This is a genomic window from Metapseudomonas resinovorans, assembly GCF_002003485.1.
Classification (GTDB): domain Bacteria; phylum Pseudomonadota; class Gammaproteobacteria; order Pseudomonadales; family Pseudomonadaceae; genus Metapseudomonas; species Metapseudomonas resinovorans_D.
This window is the reverse complement of the sequence record NZ_BDMA01000074.1, coordinates 1-14,791: the sequence shown is the minus strand read 5'-3', so window position 1 is coordinate 14,791 and position 14,791 is coordinate 1. Positions and strand designations below refer to the sequence as shown.

Genomic DNA, 14,791 nt, shown 5'->3' with positions numbered 1-14,791 from the left:
CGAAAGGAGCGCGAGCGCTCCTTTGTCGGATCTGCTCCGGCACCCCAAGGGTGCCGGATCGGGTTCGAGGTCAGACACGGGCCGCGGTGACGGCAGCGGAGCCCCAGGTGGTGCGCCAGCGTTGCTTCACACCGTAAAGACCGAACCAGGCCACTACGCCGAGACTGGCGAACAGCCACAGGCCCAGTTGGTAGTCGCCGGTGTGTTGCTTGATGGCGCCAAGGCCTGCGGTCAGGCAGAAGCCGCCGATTCCGCCGGCCATGCCGATCAGGCCGGTCATCACGCCGATTTCCTTGTGGAAGCGCTGCGGTACCAGTTGGAACACCGCGCCGTTACCTGCACCCAGGCTCAGCATGGCGACCACGAACAGCGACAGGGCGGCAGCGGAACTTTCAATGTGGAAGCCCACTGCGGCGATGCATACCGAGGCCACGGTATAGACGACCAGCAGGGTGCGGATGCCGCCGATGCGGTCGGCAAAGGCGCCTCCGAGCGGGCGCATCAGGCTGCCGGCGAAGACGCAGGCGGCTGTGTAGTAGCCAGCGGTAACCGGGGCCAGGCCGTACTGGTCGTGGAAGTAGCCGGGCAGGGTGCTGGCAAGGCCGAGGAAGCCGCCGAAGGTCACGCTGTAGAACAGCATGAACCACCAGCTGTCGCGGTCACCCAGGGCCTTGAGGTAGTCGCCCATCGATTTGGGAGCGGGGCGGTTGGGGGCGTTGCGGGCCGCCAGGGCGAAGATCGCCAGGGTGAGCACCAGCGGGATCAGCGCCAGGCCGAATACGTTGTTCCAGCCATAGAGGGCCGCGAGGCCGGGGGCGAAGAGGGCGGCCAGCACAGTACCCGAGTTGCCCGCGCCGGCAATCCCAAGGGCCTTGCCCTGGTGCTGCGGCGGGTACCACTGGGAGGCCAGCGGCAGTGCCACGGCGAAGGAGGCGCCGGCGAAGCCGAGGAAGAGGCCGAGGAGCAACGCTTGCTCATAGCTGTGAATGCCAGTCTGCCAGGCGACGAACAGCGCGACGATGACCACCACCTGGCCGAGCAGGCCCGCGGCCTTTGGCGAGGTACGGTCGGCCAGCATCCCCATCAGGAATCGCAGCACCGCACCGGCCAGGATGGGCGTGGCCACCATCATCGCGCGCTGCTGGGTGCTGAGCTGGAGGTCGGCTGCGATCTGCACGCCCAGCGGGCCAAGGACGTACCAGACCATGAAGCTCAGGTCGAAGTAGAGGAAGGCGGAGAATAGGGTGGGCGTGTGGCCGGCTTTCCAGAAACTCGTTGTCATCGAACACCTCATCTGCAGTTAGGGGCCGGGAGGCGCGCTCGCCATGATCGTGGGCACGGCGGTCGCACCTCCCGGTAAAACGTCGCGCTTGTGGCGCGTCGTCCTGCGGCCGGGGCCGCAGCGGGATTGAGTGAGCTGCAAGCGAACGTCCGGATCCCGGCCCGTCCACCGCCCCATCGCTGGGGCCGGAACGAAAAAGGCGTCGCACCACTGCCCGCATTGCTGCGGAGTGACGCGACGCCTTTGTCGTGTAGTAGGGCAACCGCCGTTGGCTACCTCTGTGAGTAGCAGAGCAAGAGCCGGGCCAATCTCGAAAAGTACCGCTCTAGAGGGCTATTTCGCCGTCTGGCGGATTTCCGGGCTGATTCAAAACAGGGCGATGGGATCGCGAGTGCACCGAGTTGAAGCTGGAATGGATCAGTCGACCCAGTTCACCTTCGGGAAGGTGATGCGGAAGTTCTCCGGCATGGGTACTACGCGGGATTCCCGGTAGTTGAAGAAGACGAAGCCGGACTTGGCCATGGCCACCAGTGTGCCGTCCGCCGGGCGAGTGATGCGGAAGGTGATATCGCCGCCGTAGCGATTGAAGTCCATGACGCCGACCTCGAACAGCAACTGATCGCGTGCGTGGGCTTCGGCCCGGTAGGTGGTCGCCAGATCGGTGACGATGATCCCGACGCCATCCTCAGCGGTCTCGGTGATGCCGAACTCGAACAGGAACCGTGCCCGGGCTTCGGAGATCATGGAGATCATCGAGTCGTTTCCCAGATGGTTTGCGCCGTTTATGTCGGTGACGCGCACGGTCAGATGGGTCGAGTAGCAATACTGGTCTTCAGGAAAGTGCAGGGACAGGCGGGCCATGGGAACCTCAGGCGTAGAAGCGGCGGGGCGCCGATTCTACGCCCGTGTGGACGGATGAGCCGTCATTCTCCGGTTGAATGTCAGCGGTGCAGCCCGTTCAGCCAGTAGAAGGTCACGCGACCGCCTTCGTTGGTCGCGCCGTAGTTGTCCTGGATATAGGCACCCGCCTTGAAATAGAGCTGCTGCTTGCTCCAGTAGGCGCTGAGCTGGCGGTACAGGTTGCCGTCGTCGCCCTTGCTGGTGACGACGATACCCAGCCTGCCGCTGGGGGTGAGGCGCAGGTCGTATCCGAAGCGTTCGCCCAGGTCGACGTTTTCAGCCAGGACGATGTTTTCCACCTCATCGTCGCCGGGGCGTTTGCGCAACAGTGCCTCGATCCGGCCGTTACCGCGCAGGTAGTGGTACTGGATTTTCAGCAGCGGATCATTCTGGCTGCCGGGCTCGTCCTTGCTATGAATCTGGCCGATGACGACCTTGTTCTGGCTCGGTACCTGGTCCACGGAAAGCACTGCACTCAGGTAATTGTCGGCGCTGGCCTGATACCAGTAGCTCAGGGTGCCGTCCGCCTGGGTTTCACGCAGCTCTGTACGCGGGTACCTGGCGTCGTCGGTACGGGAACCGTTCACCGGTACCCAGAAACTGATGCTGCCGTCGGAGTTGCGCCGGAAGTACTGGCTTTCATAGCCATTATTGAGGCGGTCGGTGGTGATGAGGGTATTGGAGGTGGTGGCTGGGACCGTCAGGTTCCAGGTGCTGAGGTCGATCACTGTACGTCCTTACTGCAGATCACTTAGGGTCAGCAGTTCGTACCTGTGAAAGGAGAAAAAGTTCCTGAGCGGCCCGATAAAGTCGGAAGTTTGGACTTTAGTGCCTGTTGGGGATGGGCAGCGGAAGATGAGGCGGGATTCTTGAGGTGGTTGGGGGAAGTTGAAGTGGGATGTTGCGCAAGTTTTAAGTTGGCGAACTTTGATTTGAAACTGGGCATCCCTGCCCAGTCATCTCTTACAGCTAGGCGAGTGCAGATTTCACTCCGGAAGGAGCGAGATTTTCATCTCGTTTGCTTGCCCACTTCACCAGCAGCGTCATCGCGACGAAGCCAAGGCAAATGAACAGCGGGTAAGCGAACATGATTTCGCCAAGGGAGTACTTCCAGCTGAGCGGACGAGCAATGCCCAGCATGGCTCCGTAGAACCAGGAGACTCCGGAGACGACGCCCGAGAACACCGCGAGGGTACGGGCGTTGGTTTCCATCCTGACCAGCGTGCCAGCCTTCTTGATAGCAGGCAGGACTGCGCTGTGCAGCAGGAAGCCGTTTACGGTCAACAAGGTTACGACCAGGATCTTGGCCTGGAGTTTGGGGTTGAGGAAGTACACCGCGCCTTTGACAGAGTAGTCCAGCAGTACGATACCTATCCCTGTTACCCAGAGTGCCGCAAGTGCAAGCAGTACAGTTTTCTTCAAAGTATCAAGATGGGTTTTGTCGCTATGGGTAGCGTCGTCTTCGCCGGTGATCATCTGCTTGATCATGGCGTAATCGCTGGTCAGGACCAGGCCGATTGCCACGCAGCAGGCGATCAGGTGGGCATAAACAACACCCATGCGCATTAATTCCATGGTTGCTTCCTGTTTGAACAGGGAAGTAATGAGATGATACAGCTCCATGGTTGACCTCTTGTTTTACAAAGTAAGTTGGTGTGCTGATGCAGTAAGGGCACCGATATATTGTGTATTTACTCGTTAGTCTCTCTGGACTTTGAGTCGTTGGTCAGGTTGTTCATGCATCTCTAGTTTTATTCATGTCTTCATAGGCATTCCTCCTTTTTTGAGACAGAGAAACCTCCTGCACGTGAACTTGTGCATTTGGAATCGCTCCGGACTCAAGGGGAAAAAGACACGCGCGCCGACGACCAACCATGGCTCAAAAGTGGCGCGATGCACTTAGGCTTTCATCAGAGTGGTAGAACCCTGATTTTGTTCAAAAAGTGATCTGAAAGCCGACGAACGGTGGTGTTCGCCGAAGTGCGCCAAGCGTTTGAAAAGGCAAGGAAACCTTGCCAGGCGGGCTTTTCGGGAAAGTTCAGTGGAGGGAGCGTCCCCTGTGACCCGGGGACGCTATCGTACGTCAGGCCTTGCTGGCCTTCCGTGGCTTGGGCGGTGCCGAAGGTTCAAGGTGCCCGTCGTTGCGGAACATGCCCTTGATGCCGCGCACGGCCTGGCGAATCCGGTCCTGGTTCTCGATTAGGGCGAAGCGCACGTGGTCGTCGCCGTAGTCGCCAAAGCCCAGCCCGGGCGATACGCAGACCTTGGCGTCAGCCAGGAGCTTCTTGGAGAACTCCAGCGAACCCATGGCGGCATAGGGCTCGGGAATCTTGGCCCAGACATACATCGAGGCCTTGGGGTTCTCCACCATCCAGCCGATTTCGTGCAGCCCTTTCACCAGCACATTACGGCGCTGGCGGTACTGCTCGGCGATATCCCGCACGCACTGCTGATCGCCTTCCAGCGCGGCGATGGCGGCCACTTGCAGGGGCGTGAAGGTGCCGTAGTCGTGGTAACTCTTGATCCGTGCCAGGGCGCTGACCAGTTCCGGGTTGCCGACCATGAAGCCGATCCGCCAGCCCGCCATGTTGTAGCTCTTGGACAGAGTGAAGAACTCCACCGCAATGTCCTTGGCGCCGGGCACCTGCATGATCGAAGGCGCCTTCCAGCCGTCGTAGACGATGTCGGCATAGGCCAGGTCATGGATCACCAGTACTTCGTATTGCTTGGCCAGGGCGACCACGCGCTCGAAGAAGTCCAGTTCCACGCACTGGGCGGTGGGGTTGGAAGGGAAGCCGAGGATCATCATCTTCGGCTTCGGAATACTTTCGCGGATGGCCCGCTCCAACTCGGCGAAGAAGTCCACGCCGGGTACCAGGGGAACCGAGCGCACCTGGGCGCCGGCGATCACTGCGCCGTAAATGTGGATCGGGTAGCTGGGGTTGGGCACCAGTACCGTGTCGCCATGGTCGAGGGTGGCGAGCATCAGGTGTGCCAGGCCTTCCTTGGAGCCGATGGTGACGATGGCTTCAGTTTCAGGATCGATCTCCACGTCGTAACGGTCCTTGTACCAGCGCGAAATGGCTCGGCGCAGGCGGGGAATACCGCGGGAAGTGGAGTATCCGTGGGTGTCTTCACGCTGGGCGACCTGCACGAGCTTTTCCACGATATGCGGCGGGGTGGCGCCGTCGGGGTTGCCCATGGAGAGGTCGATGATGTCTTCGCCGCGACGGCGTGCAGCCATCTTGAGTTCGGCGGTGATGTTGAAAACGTAGGGGGGGAGACGATCGATGCGCGCAAAACGGCGCGGTGAACGCTGGTCAGCCATGCTTTCCTCGGATACGTAAGCGCCCGGAACCGTCCGAGCGACGTCGGCCACTGTGGTGGCCTGGCGGCGAAGATAAGGGCTTGGCGGGGGCCTTGTCGAGGGGAGTTTCGCGCGGGCAACCGCAGCCCCCCGCAACCCGGAGGGAGGCGGCTGGGGTGAGCCGTCAGCAGGCAGTGCCTTTAAGGCCTGCGAGCAGGGTGGCCAGGTGTTCGATGTCGGCATCGGTGGTGCGCCAGGATGAAACGCTGAGGCGGAACGCCGGACGGCCCTGCCAAAGAGTGGGGCCGAACCAGACTTCGCCCGAAGCCTGGGCTGCGCTGCGGATGGCGATGGTTTCTTCATCGCTGTCAGCGCGTACCAGTACCTGGTTCAGCACCACGCGGTTGAGTACCTGGTAGCCAGCTGCGCGCAGGCGCCCGGCAAGATGCTCGGCCTGGCGCATGTGGCGATCGATCATGCTGGCCAGGCCGTCGCGACCAAGGGAGGCGAGGGCGGCCCAGACAGGTATGCCCCGGGCGCGGCGGGAGAACTCCAGGGTCAGGTTCTTCTGCGCATCCCGCGAGGCGCTGGCATAGGCGGCATCGCTGTTCATCGCGATGCTCAGTGCTTCGGCGTCGCGGCAGATGGCCATGGCACCGTCGTAGGGGGTGTTCAGCCATTTGTGGCTATCGCAGGTCCAGCTGTCGGCCTGCTCCACGCCGGACGCCAGATGGGCATGGGATGAGGCGCGGACCCATAGGCCGAAGGCACCATCGACATGGACCCAGGCGCCGGCGGCCCTTGCGCGGGGGATCAGCTCGGAGAAAGGATCGAATTCGCCGGTGTTGACCTCTCCGGCCTGGAGGCAAAGGACGGTCATGTCATCCAGTGGCGGCAGGGACGCCGGATCGATGCGGCCGAATTCGTCGGTTGGTGCCACCAGCAGGCGGTTCATGCCGAATCCAAGTATGCGCAGGGCTTTCTTCACGGTGATGTGGACGTTGGCGGAAACCACCACGCGCACCTCCGGTGCACCGATCAGACCGTCGCCGTCGAAATCCCAGCCCTTGCGCGCCAGGAGTGCGCGACGAGCCGCAGACAGGCTGGCGAGGGTACAGGCGGTGGCGCTGGTGCCGAAGCCGACGGCGCTACCGGCGGGCAGGCCAAGGCTTTCCAGGACCCAGCGTGCGGCTACCTTTTCGATGCGGTCGGCGGTCGGGGAATTGTCGAAGGAGGATGCGCACTGGTCCCAGGCCAGCGCCAGGCGCTCGGCAGCCGCAGCGGCTGGGAGGGTCGCACCGATAACGAAGCCGAAATAGCGTCCGCCATTGGAAGCGGTCGTGGCCGGGGAACCCAGTTCGTCGAGTTGACGCAGCACCTCTGCGGCCGGGCGGCCCTGCTCGGGCAATGGCCCGTTGAAGGCTGCCAGCGCCTGGACGGCTTCCGGGGAGGGGAAGACCCGGCGATCCGGTATGCCATCCACGTAGGCCAGGGCCCGGCGGTCGGCGTCTTCGAGAATCTGGCGTTCATTGTCCATGGCGGTCTCGCTGGCAGGAGAGGGTGCGCCCTACCTTAACGGCACCGCGCGATCACCAGCAGATACACCTGACGGCATACAGTTGTTCCAGTCGAGGGCTTCAATGACCGAGCATGTCGTGCATCGCAATGATCTGTTCGGCCACCTGGATCAGCTTCTGCTGGCGGCTCATGGCCTGACGGCGCATCAGGGTATACGCCTCTTCCTCGTTGCAGTTCTTCATCTTCATCAGTAATCCCTTCGCCAGTTCGATCCGCTTGCGTTCGGCCAGTTGCAGGTCGCGGGCGTTGAGCTGCGCGCGCAGGGCCTGGTCGCTTTCGAAGCGCGCCATGGCGACATCGAGGATGGGCTGCAGGCGGTCAACCTGGATGCCTTCGACGATGTACGCGCTGACACCGGCCTGGATGGCCTGGCGCATGACTTTCGGGTCGTGTTCGTCCGTGAACATGACGATGGGACGGGGCTGGTCACGGCTGACCAGTACCACCTGTTCCATCACGTCGCGGCCGGGGGATTCGGTGTCGATCAGGACCACGTCCGGACGGATGGCCTCGACGCGTCCCGGCAGATCGATGGTCAGGCCGGATTCGTCGATGACCTCGAAGCCGGCTTCGATCAGGGCGGCCTTGAGTCGGCCGACTTTCTTCGCGGTGTCGTTGATCAGCAGGATGCGTAGCATGGTGGCGGTCTTCCCTAGCGGCTACAGGGCAATGGCGCGGGCAGTGCCGGCCAGGGAGTGGATCGGGAAACTGCGGGCGTAGGCGGCGGGGTCGCTGCCGTCCCATATGCGACCGTCGATCAGGGTGGTGCTGCGCATCAGGCCGGGAAGCGGGACACCGAGGGCTTCAGCCGCCTCGCGGTAGATGTCCAGGCGTTGCACGCGCTGGGCGATGGCCAGGTAATCCGGGTCGTTCCGCAGCAGACCCCAGCGGCGGAACTGGGTCATGAACCAGATGCCATCGGAGAGGTAGGGCATGTTCACCTTGCCGTCCGCATGGAAGCGCAGCGGGTGCTCGTCCTCCCAGGCGTTGCCGATACCGTCCTGGTAATGGCCGAGGAAGCGCGGCTCCACGGCCGAGAGGGGGACGTCCACGTAGTCGCTACCGCTGATCAGCTGGGCCGTGCTGCGGCGGTTTTCCAGGCTGGCATCGATGAAACGGCTGGCTTCCAGCACCGCCATGGTCAGTGCGCGGGCGGTGTTGGGGTACTGCTCGGCGAATTCGCGGGTTACACCGAGGACCTTCTCCGGATGGTCCGGCCAGATCATCTGGCTGGTGGCGAGGGTGAACCCCTGGCCCTGGTCGACTGCCAGCGCGCCCCAGGGGCCGCCTGCGCAGAATCCGTCGATCCGGGCGGCCTTGAGGTGGGCGACCATCTGCGAAGGCGGTACCACGACGGTGTCGACGTCTTGCAGGGGGTGGATGCCTTGGGCGGCGAGCCAGTAGTTCAACCACATGGCGTGGGTGCCAGTGGGAAAGGTCTGGGCGAAGGTCAGACGTGCGCCGCCCTGGTGCACGTGACGGGCCAGTGCATCGGAACTGGTCACGCCGATGCGCTTGAGTGGTTCGGAGAGGTTGATTGCCTGCCCGTTCTGGCAGAGCCCAATGAGGATGGCCATCTCGGCGCAGGGCCCACCAATACCGAGTTCGATCCCATAGATCTGCCCGTAGAGGGCCTGCGCTGCGTCCAGTTCTCCGGACAGCAGCTTGTCTCGCAGGGTGGCCCAGGACGATTGGCGCTGCAATTCGAGCGTCAGGCCGTAGGGCTGGGCGAATCCCTGGGTGGCCGCGACTATCAGGGATGCCGAGTCGGTCAGGGGCATGAAGCCCAGGCTGAGCATGCACTTCTCCGGTGCATCGCTGCCCGCGACCCAGGCGAGGTTGTCCGAGCGCGTGGTGTTTTGCTTGTCCGTCATTGTGGTGGCCACCTATCAGCAAAATGGCGCCGATCCGGAGCAGCCGGGGCCGGCCGGAATCGACGCCATCGTCAGCAGCTCGTTCCGTCGTTGGAGCGGGCTTCGTTGAAGCAGCTGAAGCAAGCGATATGCCAGCGGCGCAAAAAATAGCCCCGCGAGTGCGGGGCCAGGGTCGTACGTCGGAGCTACCTCAACGTTCGATGATCTGCTTCACCTGGCTCTGCGGAATCTGCTGGGTGCGACCTTCGTGGTCCTCGAACTCGATCATGCCGGTATCTTTATCCAGTTCGGGCTTCTCGTCGGTGGCGATGAGTTGGCCGTCGGTCGTGGCGATCAGGTATTCGCTGGAGCAGCCGGCCAGGCCAAGGGCGCAGATGAGGATCAGGGACCAAGTTTTCATGGCGGCGTCCAACGTCGTAGGGGCTGATACTTGGAACATAGCTGCTGGCAGGGTGGCTGCAAGTCGGGCTGACGGCGAACGGCGTCGGCAGGCTCCGGAAAAGAAAAAGCCCCGCACGAGGCGGGGCTTTCTCATTACCGAGATACCGATGAGGCCTTAGGCCTGGACCACCGGGATCTTGGCGTTTGCAGCGGCTTCCTTGTACTCGGCGATCTGGTCGAAGGACAGGTAGCGATAGATATCGGCAGCCATGCTGTCGATGTTCTTCGCGTATTCCATGTACTCCTCGACGGTCGGCAGTTTGCCAATGATGGAGGCAACGGCCGCCAGTTCGGCGGAGGCCAGGTAGACGTTGGTGGCGTCGCCCAGGCGGTTCGGGAAGTTACGGGTGGAGGTGGACACCACAGTGGCACCGGTCTGTACGCGGGCCTGGTTGCCCATGCACAGGGAGCAGCCCGGCATTTCCATGCGCGCGCCGGCTTTGCCGTAGATGCCGTAGTAGCCTTCTTCGGTCAGCTGGTGCTGGTCCATCTTGGTCGGCGGAGCCAGCCACAGACGGGTCGGGATGCCGCCCTTGACCTTGTCGAGCAGCTTACCGGCAGCGCGGAAGTGGCCGATGTTGGTCATGCAGGAGCCGATGAACACTTCGTCGATCTTGTCGCCGGCCACGGTGGACAGCAGGCGGGCATCGTCCGGATCGTTCGGTGCGCAGAGCACAGGCTCTTTCACTTCGGCCAGGTCGATTTCGATGACGGCGGCGTATTCGGCGTCCTTGTCTGCTTCCAGCAGTTGCGGCTTGGCCAGCCAGGCTTCCATCGCCTGGGCGCGGCGCTCCAGGGTACGGGCGTCGCCGTAGCCTTCACCGATCATCCAGCGCAGCAGGGTGATGTTGGACTTCAGGTATTCGGCGATGGCGTCTTCCGGCAGCTTGATGGTGCAACCAGCAGCGGAACGTTCGGCCGAGGCGTCGGACAGCTCGAAGGCTTGCTCGACGGTCAGGTCGTTCAGGCCTTCGATCTCGAGGATGCGGCCGGAGAAGATGTTCTTCTTGCCTTTCTTCTCGACGGTCAGCAGGCCGGCCTGGATGGCGTAGTAGGGGATGGCATGCACCAGGTCACGCAGGGTGATACCGGGCTGCATCTTGCCCTTGAAGCGCACCAGAACGGATTCCGGCATGTCCAGCGGCATTACGCCAGTGGCGGCAGCGAAGGCTACCAGGCCGGAACCGGCCGGGAAGGAGATGCCGATCGGGAAGCGGGTGTGAGAGTCGCCACCGGTGCCGACGGTGTCAGGCAGCAGCATGCGGTTCAGCCAGCTGTGGATGATGCCGTCACCCGGACGCAGGGACACGCCGCCGCGGGTCTTGATGAAGTCCGGCAGGGTGTGGTGGGTGTTGACGTCGATGGGCTTCGGATAAGCAGCGGTGTGGCAGAAGGACTGCATCACCAGGTCGGCGGAGAAGCCGAGGCAGGCGAGGTCTTTCAGCTCGTCGCGGGTCATCGGGCCAGTGGTGTCCTGGGAACCGACGGTGGTCATCTTCGGCTCGCAGTAAGTGCCCGGACGGACGCCTTGGCCTTCGGCCAGACCGCAGGCACGGCCAACCATCTTCTGGGCCAGGGTGAAGCCCTTGCCGCTGTCAGCCGGGGATTCCGGCTTCTTGAACAGGTCGGAAGCACCCAGACCCAGCTCGGCGCGGGCCTTCTCGGTCAGGCCGCGGCCGATGATCAGCGGGATACGGCCGCCGGCGCGGACTTCGTCCAGCAGTACCGGGGTCTTCAGTTCGAAGGTGGTGATCACTTCGCCGCTGTCGTGGCGAACGACCTTGCCTTCATAGGGGTATACGTCGATGACGTCGCCCATGGCCAGGTTGGTGCAGTCGAATTCGATCGGCAGGGCGCCGGCGTCTTCCATGGTGTTGTAGAAGATCGGGGCGATCTTGGTGCCGAAGCAGAAGCCACCAGCGCGCTTGTTCGGTACGTACGGGATGTCGTCGCCGAAGAACCACAGCACCGAGTTGGTGGCGGACTTGCGGGAGGATCCGGTACCAACAACGTCACCGACGTAGGCAACCGGGAAGCCCTTGGCCTTCACGGCTTCGATCTGGGTCAGCGGACCAACGGTGCCCGGCTGGATCGGCTCGATGCCGTCGCGGGCCATTTTCAGCATGGCCAGGGCGTGCAGCGGGATGTCAGGGCGGGACCAGGCGTCAGGGGCAGGGGACAGGTCGTCGGTGTTGGTTTCGCCGGGCACCTTGAACACGGTCAGGGTGTACTTGTCGGCGATGGCCGGACGGGCGGTGAACCACTCGCCTTCGGCCCAGGCCTGCAGAACAGCCTTGGCGGAAGCGTTGCCCTTCTTGGCGCGCTCGGCAACGTCGTGGAAGGCGTCGAACATCAGCAGGGTGTGCTTCAGTTGCTCGGCGGCGACGGTGGCCAGTGCGGCATCGTCCAGCAGCTCGACCAGAGTGGCGATGTTGTAGCCGCCCTGCATGGTGCCCAGCAGTTCGGTGGCGCGAGCCTTGTCGATCAGCGGGGAATTGGCTTCGCCCTTGGCGATAGCGGAGAGGAAACCTGCTTTGACGTAGGCAGCTTCATCGACACCCGGCGGAACACGATTGGTGATCAGGTCGAGGAGGACGGCCTCTTCGCCAGCCGGGGGATTCTTCAGCAGCTCGACCAGGCCTGCAGTTTGTTCGGCGTTCAGCGGCTGGGGTACGACCCCTTGGGCGGCACGCTCTTCTACGTGTTTGCGATAGGCTTCAAGCACAGTTTTACCCTCATCAGTGGCCCTGGAATCGTCCAGGGCGCTCATCCAGGAATCCGCCGAACGCATGCGCCGCACAGCTTTTTGGGCTGTCTGGCCAAGGTTTCGGCGGCCTCCATCGAGAAGCTGTTTTCAAAGTTTTACGCCGGAAGGAAGGCCTGATGAGGGCTGGCGGCGGACATCCCGGGCGGGATGCCCGGCGCCATTATTTCCTGCCGGATCGACTGTGCTCGTGACGCTTTGAAAACAGCTTCCAACGGATATCGGCGCCTAAAATGGCGGGCCGATTCTAAAGGAAAGGCTCGACAAAGTTAAGACGGAATCCCTATTTCCCTGAGCGTGACCCTGATTAGACAAAGGGCTAAGATGGCCGGCCTGTTTTACCTGCTGAATTCGCCTCCACATGTCCAACCAGCGCATCAAGACGCCTTGCGTCGGCCTCTGTTCAACCGTCTATGGCGATCACGTGTGCCGCGGCTGCAAGCGCTTCCATCATGAGGTGGTGAACTGGAACCTCTACAACGAGGAGGAGAAGCGTGCGGTCTGGCGGCGCCTGGAAATCCTGCTGGTGCAGGTGATGGAGGCCAAGCTGGAGGTGTTCGATCCGCAACGCCTGAGGCACCAGCTGGAGCAGCGCCAGGTGCGTTTCGTGCCTGAACAGTCCCCATACTGCTGGGCCTACCAATTGATCGCGCGGGGCTCGCGAATGATCAATCGCATCGATGCCTATGGCGTGTCGCTGCTCCCTGAGTTCCGCGACTGGGCACTCCCGGAGTTGCGAGAAGCCATTGATCGGGAATTTTTCCTGCTGTCCGAGGCTCACTACGAGCGCTATATCGCTCCGCGCTTCCTGCGGGAGGGCGTCGAGAGTCGCGTCTGAAGCCAAAAAAAAGCCGCCATCAGGCGGCTTTTTCATTGGGGCGGGGGATTAGCGCTGGGCGACCAGTTCCTCCAGGTGGGCGATGATCGCATCGGGTTTGAGGACCAGGACGTCGCTTTCCAGGGTATCCAGCACCACTTCGGCAGTATTGCCGATCAGCGCACCGGACAGGCCGGAGCGCGCGACGGTGCCTATCACGGTGACGGCGGCTCCGAGCTTGTGGGCGACGTGGGGGATCAGTACGTCAGCCGGTCCTTCTTCGATATGCAGCCGTTCGTCGCTGACATCGTATTCAGCCTGGAAGGCGCGGCATTCGTCGCGGTAGCGGGCCTCGATGGTTTCCTTGAGCTGGAAGGTGGGGTCCGCCGCCGAGAGCATGGGCGACGGGTGGGCACTGATCACGTGCAGGGTGCCGTGGGCCAGGCTGGCAATGTCGTAGCCGTGGCTGACGATAGTGGCGTGCAGGGTGCGGTGCTCGCCGTCGCTGTTGCCAACGTCCACTGCCGCGAGGATGTTGCCGCCGGTCCAGGGCCTGTCAGTCTTGACCATCAGTACCGGCCCTGGGCAGAAGCGCAGGAGCTTCCAGTCGTCCGGTGTGAGCAGGGCCTTTTTCAGCGGGTTATCGGGAACGTGCTGCTTGATGACCAGGCCGCAACCTTCGGCCTGTTGCGCAGCGATGATGGTGTGGTGCTGGTTCTCCAGCCAGCTTTGCTGAGTGCTGGCGCTATAACCTTCAGCCTTGAGCGATTCGGCAAGGTCGCTGAGATAGTCGGCATGGTCGCCCTTGCGGTCGCAGATCAGCAGGTGCAGGTGCGACTGAGTCACTCCGGCGATCAGTTTTGCCCGTTTCAGGGCGAGGCCCTCCGGCCGGTCCGGCTCCAATACCACCAGAATGCTGCGAATGGCTTGCATGGTCCTCATCTCCCTGTCGATGGCTTATAGCCAAAACAAATGTAGTCCCGATTTCGCTTTGTCGTTCTTGACATATATCAAGCGGCCCAGGCTGGTCGTCGCTTCCTGCATTCGTATAATGCTCCGCCTTCGGGAGCCCGGCCAGCGTGGCCCCCAGCATGATGAGAGCCGCTTGTGAACCTGCCCGAGATCCATGACTTCCTTGCTTGTCGTACCCCCGATGCCTGGGTGGCGGCGGCATTGGCCGATCAGGAAACCCTGCTGATCGACCACAAGAACAACGAGTACAAGGCAGCGTCCACAGCCATGGCGTTAATGGCCAAGTACTCGACCCGGCTGGACCTGATCAACTTCATGTCCCGCCTGGCTCGTGAGGAGCTGGTGCATCACGAGCAGGTGCTGCGCATCATGAAGCGCCGCAAGATCGACCTGAAACCCGTTTCGGCATCGCGCTACGCGTCTGGCCTGCGCAAGATCGTGCGCGCCCATGAGCCGCAGAAACTGGTGGATACGCTGGTGGTGGGGGCTTACATCGAAGCTCGCTCGTGCGAGCGTTTCGAGGCACTGGTGCCGCATCTGGATGAAGAGCTGGCGAAGTTCTACGGCGGATTGCTGAAAAGCGAGTCTCGCCACTATCAGGGCTACCTCAAGCTGGCCTATCAGTACGGCGAGGCGCGGGATGTGGATCACTGCATTGAGAAGGTTCGAGTGGCCGAGCAGGAGCTGATCGAGTCACCCGACGAGGAATTCCGCTTCCATAGCGGCGTGCCCGCCTGACGAATAGAAAAAAGCGCCCCGAGGGGCGCTTTTTTATGGTTCTTCACGGATTACCGGGGAAGGCGGCTTTGATTTTCATGAAAAAGAAGTCGCTGTCCCGATAGCCGTAGGCCATGCG

At 62.4% G+C, this 14,791-nt stretch carries 13 protein-coding genes; 2 read left to right on the top strand and 11 right to left on the bottom strand.

Annotated elements, in window-relative coordinates; all coding sequences use genetic code 11:
- Positions 1 to 70: 70 nt before the first annotated feature.
- The 10 genes from MnOB_RS20475 to acnB form a co-directional block, all read right to left on the bottom strand.
- A complete protein-coding gene (locus MnOB_RS20475; RefSeq protein WP_077526057.1) occupies positions 71 to 1,282 on the bottom strand; it encodes a NarK family nitrate/nitrite MFS transporter in 1,212 nt (403 codons plus the stop codon).
- A 417-nt stretch (positions 1,283 to 1,699) separates the two neighbouring features.
- Positions 1,700 to 2,143, bottom strand: coding sequence for a thioesterase family protein (locus MnOB_RS20470; RefSeq protein ID WP_077526056.1), 444 nt, complete (start codon positions 2,141 to 2,143; stop codon positions 1,700 to 1,702).
- Between the two features lie 80 nt (positions 2,144 to 2,223).
- Entirely contained in the window at positions 2,224 to 2,910 is a 687-nt protein-coding gene (locus MnOB_RS20465) for a polysaccharide lyase family 7 protein (protein ID WP_077526055.1), read from the bottom strand.
- A gap of 241 nt (positions 2,911 to 3,151) precedes the next feature.
- Positions 3,152 to 3,805 carry a hypothetical protein gene (locus MnOB_RS20460; protein WP_077526054.1) on the bottom strand — a complete coding sequence of 218 codons (654 nt, stop codon included), beginning with the start codon at positions 3,803 to 3,805 and terminating at the stop codon, positions 3,152 to 3,154.
- A 460-nt stretch (positions 3,806 to 4,265) separates the two neighbouring features.
- The gene (gene alaC / locus MnOB_RS20455; RefSeq protein ID WP_077526053.1) at positions 4,266 to 5,510 is read right to left on the bottom strand and encodes an alanine transaminase; all 1,245 of its coding nucleotides are present in this window, start codon (positions 5,508 to 5,510) and stop codon (positions 4,266 to 4,268) included.
- Positions 5,511 to 5,673: 163 nt separating this feature from the next.
- The gene (locus MnOB_RS20450) at positions 5,674 to 7,026 is read right to left on the bottom strand and encodes a pyridoxal phosphate-dependent decarboxylase family protein (protein WP_077526052.1); all 1,353 of its coding nucleotides are present in this window, start codon (positions 7,024 to 7,026) and stop codon (positions 5,674 to 5,676) included.
- Positions 7,027 to 7,126: 100 nt separating this feature from the next.
- A complete protein-coding gene (locus tag MnOB_RS20445; protein ID WP_077526051.1) occupies positions 7,127 to 7,705 on the bottom strand; it encodes an ANTAR domain-containing response regulator in 579 nt (192 codons plus the stop codon).
- 21 nt (positions 7,706 to 7,726) lie between these two features.
- Positions 7,727 to 8,941: a CmpA/NrtA family ABC transporter substrate-binding protein gene (locus MnOB_RS20440; protein ID WP_077526050.1), complete on the bottom strand. Its 1,215-nt coding sequence runs from the start codon at positions 8,939 to 8,941 to the stop codon at positions 7,727 to 7,729.
- A gap of 190 nt (positions 8,942 to 9,131) precedes the next feature.
- Positions 9,132 to 9,341: a YgdI/YgdR family lipoprotein gene (locus MnOB_RS20435; RefSeq protein WP_077526049.1), complete on the bottom strand. Its 210-nt coding sequence runs from the start codon at positions 9,339 to 9,341 to the stop codon at positions 9,132 to 9,134.
- Between the two features lie 156 nt (positions 9,342 to 9,497).
- Positions 9,498 to 12,107, bottom strand: a complete 2,610-nt coding sequence (acnB, locus tag MnOB_RS20430) for a bifunctional aconitate hydratase 2/2-methylisocitrate dehydratase (RefSeq protein WP_077526128.1) — start codon at positions 12,105 to 12,107, stop codon at positions 9,498 to 9,500.
- Between the two features lie 400 nt (positions 12,108 to 12,507).
- Here acnB and MnOB_RS20425 point away from each other — a divergent pair, with 400 nt between their 5' ends.
- Complete coding sequence (locus MnOB_RS20425; RefSeq protein WP_077526048.1) at positions 12,508 to 12,984, top strand: DUF1289 domain-containing protein; 477 nt, start codon at positions 12,508 to 12,510, stop codon at positions 12,982 to 12,984.
- 48 nt (positions 12,985 to 13,032) lie between these two features.
- Here the strand turns inward: MnOB_RS20425 and MnOB_RS20420 are convergent, their stop codons facing one another.
- On the bottom strand, positions 13,033 to 13,896 hold the full coding sequence (locus MnOB_RS20420; RefSeq protein WP_077526047.1) for a universal stress protein: 864 nt from the start codon (positions 13,894 to 13,896) through the stop codon (positions 13,033 to 13,035).
- A gap of 174 nt (positions 13,897 to 14,070) precedes the next feature.
- On the opposite strand from MnOB_RS20420, the gene MnOB_RS20410 reads away from it, so the two are divergent.
- Positions 14,071 to 14,673, top strand: a complete 603-nt coding sequence (locus tag MnOB_RS20410) for a MiaE family protein (protein WP_077526045.1) — start codon at positions 14,071 to 14,073, stop codon at positions 14,671 to 14,673.
- Positions 14,674 to 14,791 lie beyond the last annotated feature (118 nt).

Coding starts and splice junctions, on each gene's coding strand:
- MnOB_RS20475 (WP_077526057.1), bottom strand. CDS start 1,282: ATGACAACGAGTTTCTGGAAAGCCGGCCACACGCCCACCCTATTCTCC.
- MnOB_RS20470 (WP_077526056.1), bottom strand. CDS start 2,143: ATGGCCCGCCTGTCCCTGCACTTTCCTGAAGACCAGTATTGCTACTCG.
- MnOB_RS20460 (WP_077526054.1), bottom strand. CDS start 3,805: ATGGAGCTGTATCATCTCATTACTTCCCTGTTCAAACAGGAAGCAACC.
- alaC (WP_077526053.1), bottom strand. CDS start 5,510: ATGGCTGACCAGCGTTCACCGCGCCGTTTTGCGCGCATCGATCGTCTC.
- MnOB_RS20450 (WP_077526052.1), bottom strand. CDS start 7,026: ATGGACAATGAACGCCAGATTCTCGAAGACGCCGACCGCCGGGCCCTG.
- MnOB_RS20445 (WP_077526051.1), bottom strand. CDS start 7,705: ATGCTACGCATCCTGCTGATCAACGACACCGCGAAGAAAGTCGGCCGA.
- MnOB_RS20440 (WP_077526050.1), bottom strand. CDS start 8,941: ATGACGGACAAGCAAAACACCACGCGCTCGGACAACCTCGCCTGGGTC.
- MnOB_RS20435 (WP_077526049.1), bottom strand. CDS start 9,341: ATGAAAACTTGGTCCCTGATCCTCATCTGCGCCCTTGGCCTGGCCGGC.
- MnOB_RS20425 (WP_077526048.1), top strand. CDS start 12,508: ATGTCCAACCAGCGCATCAAGACGCCTTGCGTCGGCCTCTGTTCAACC.
- MnOB_RS20420 (WP_077526047.1), bottom strand. CDS start 13,896: ATGCAAGCCATTCGCAGCATTCTGGTGGTATTGGAGCCGGACCGGCCG.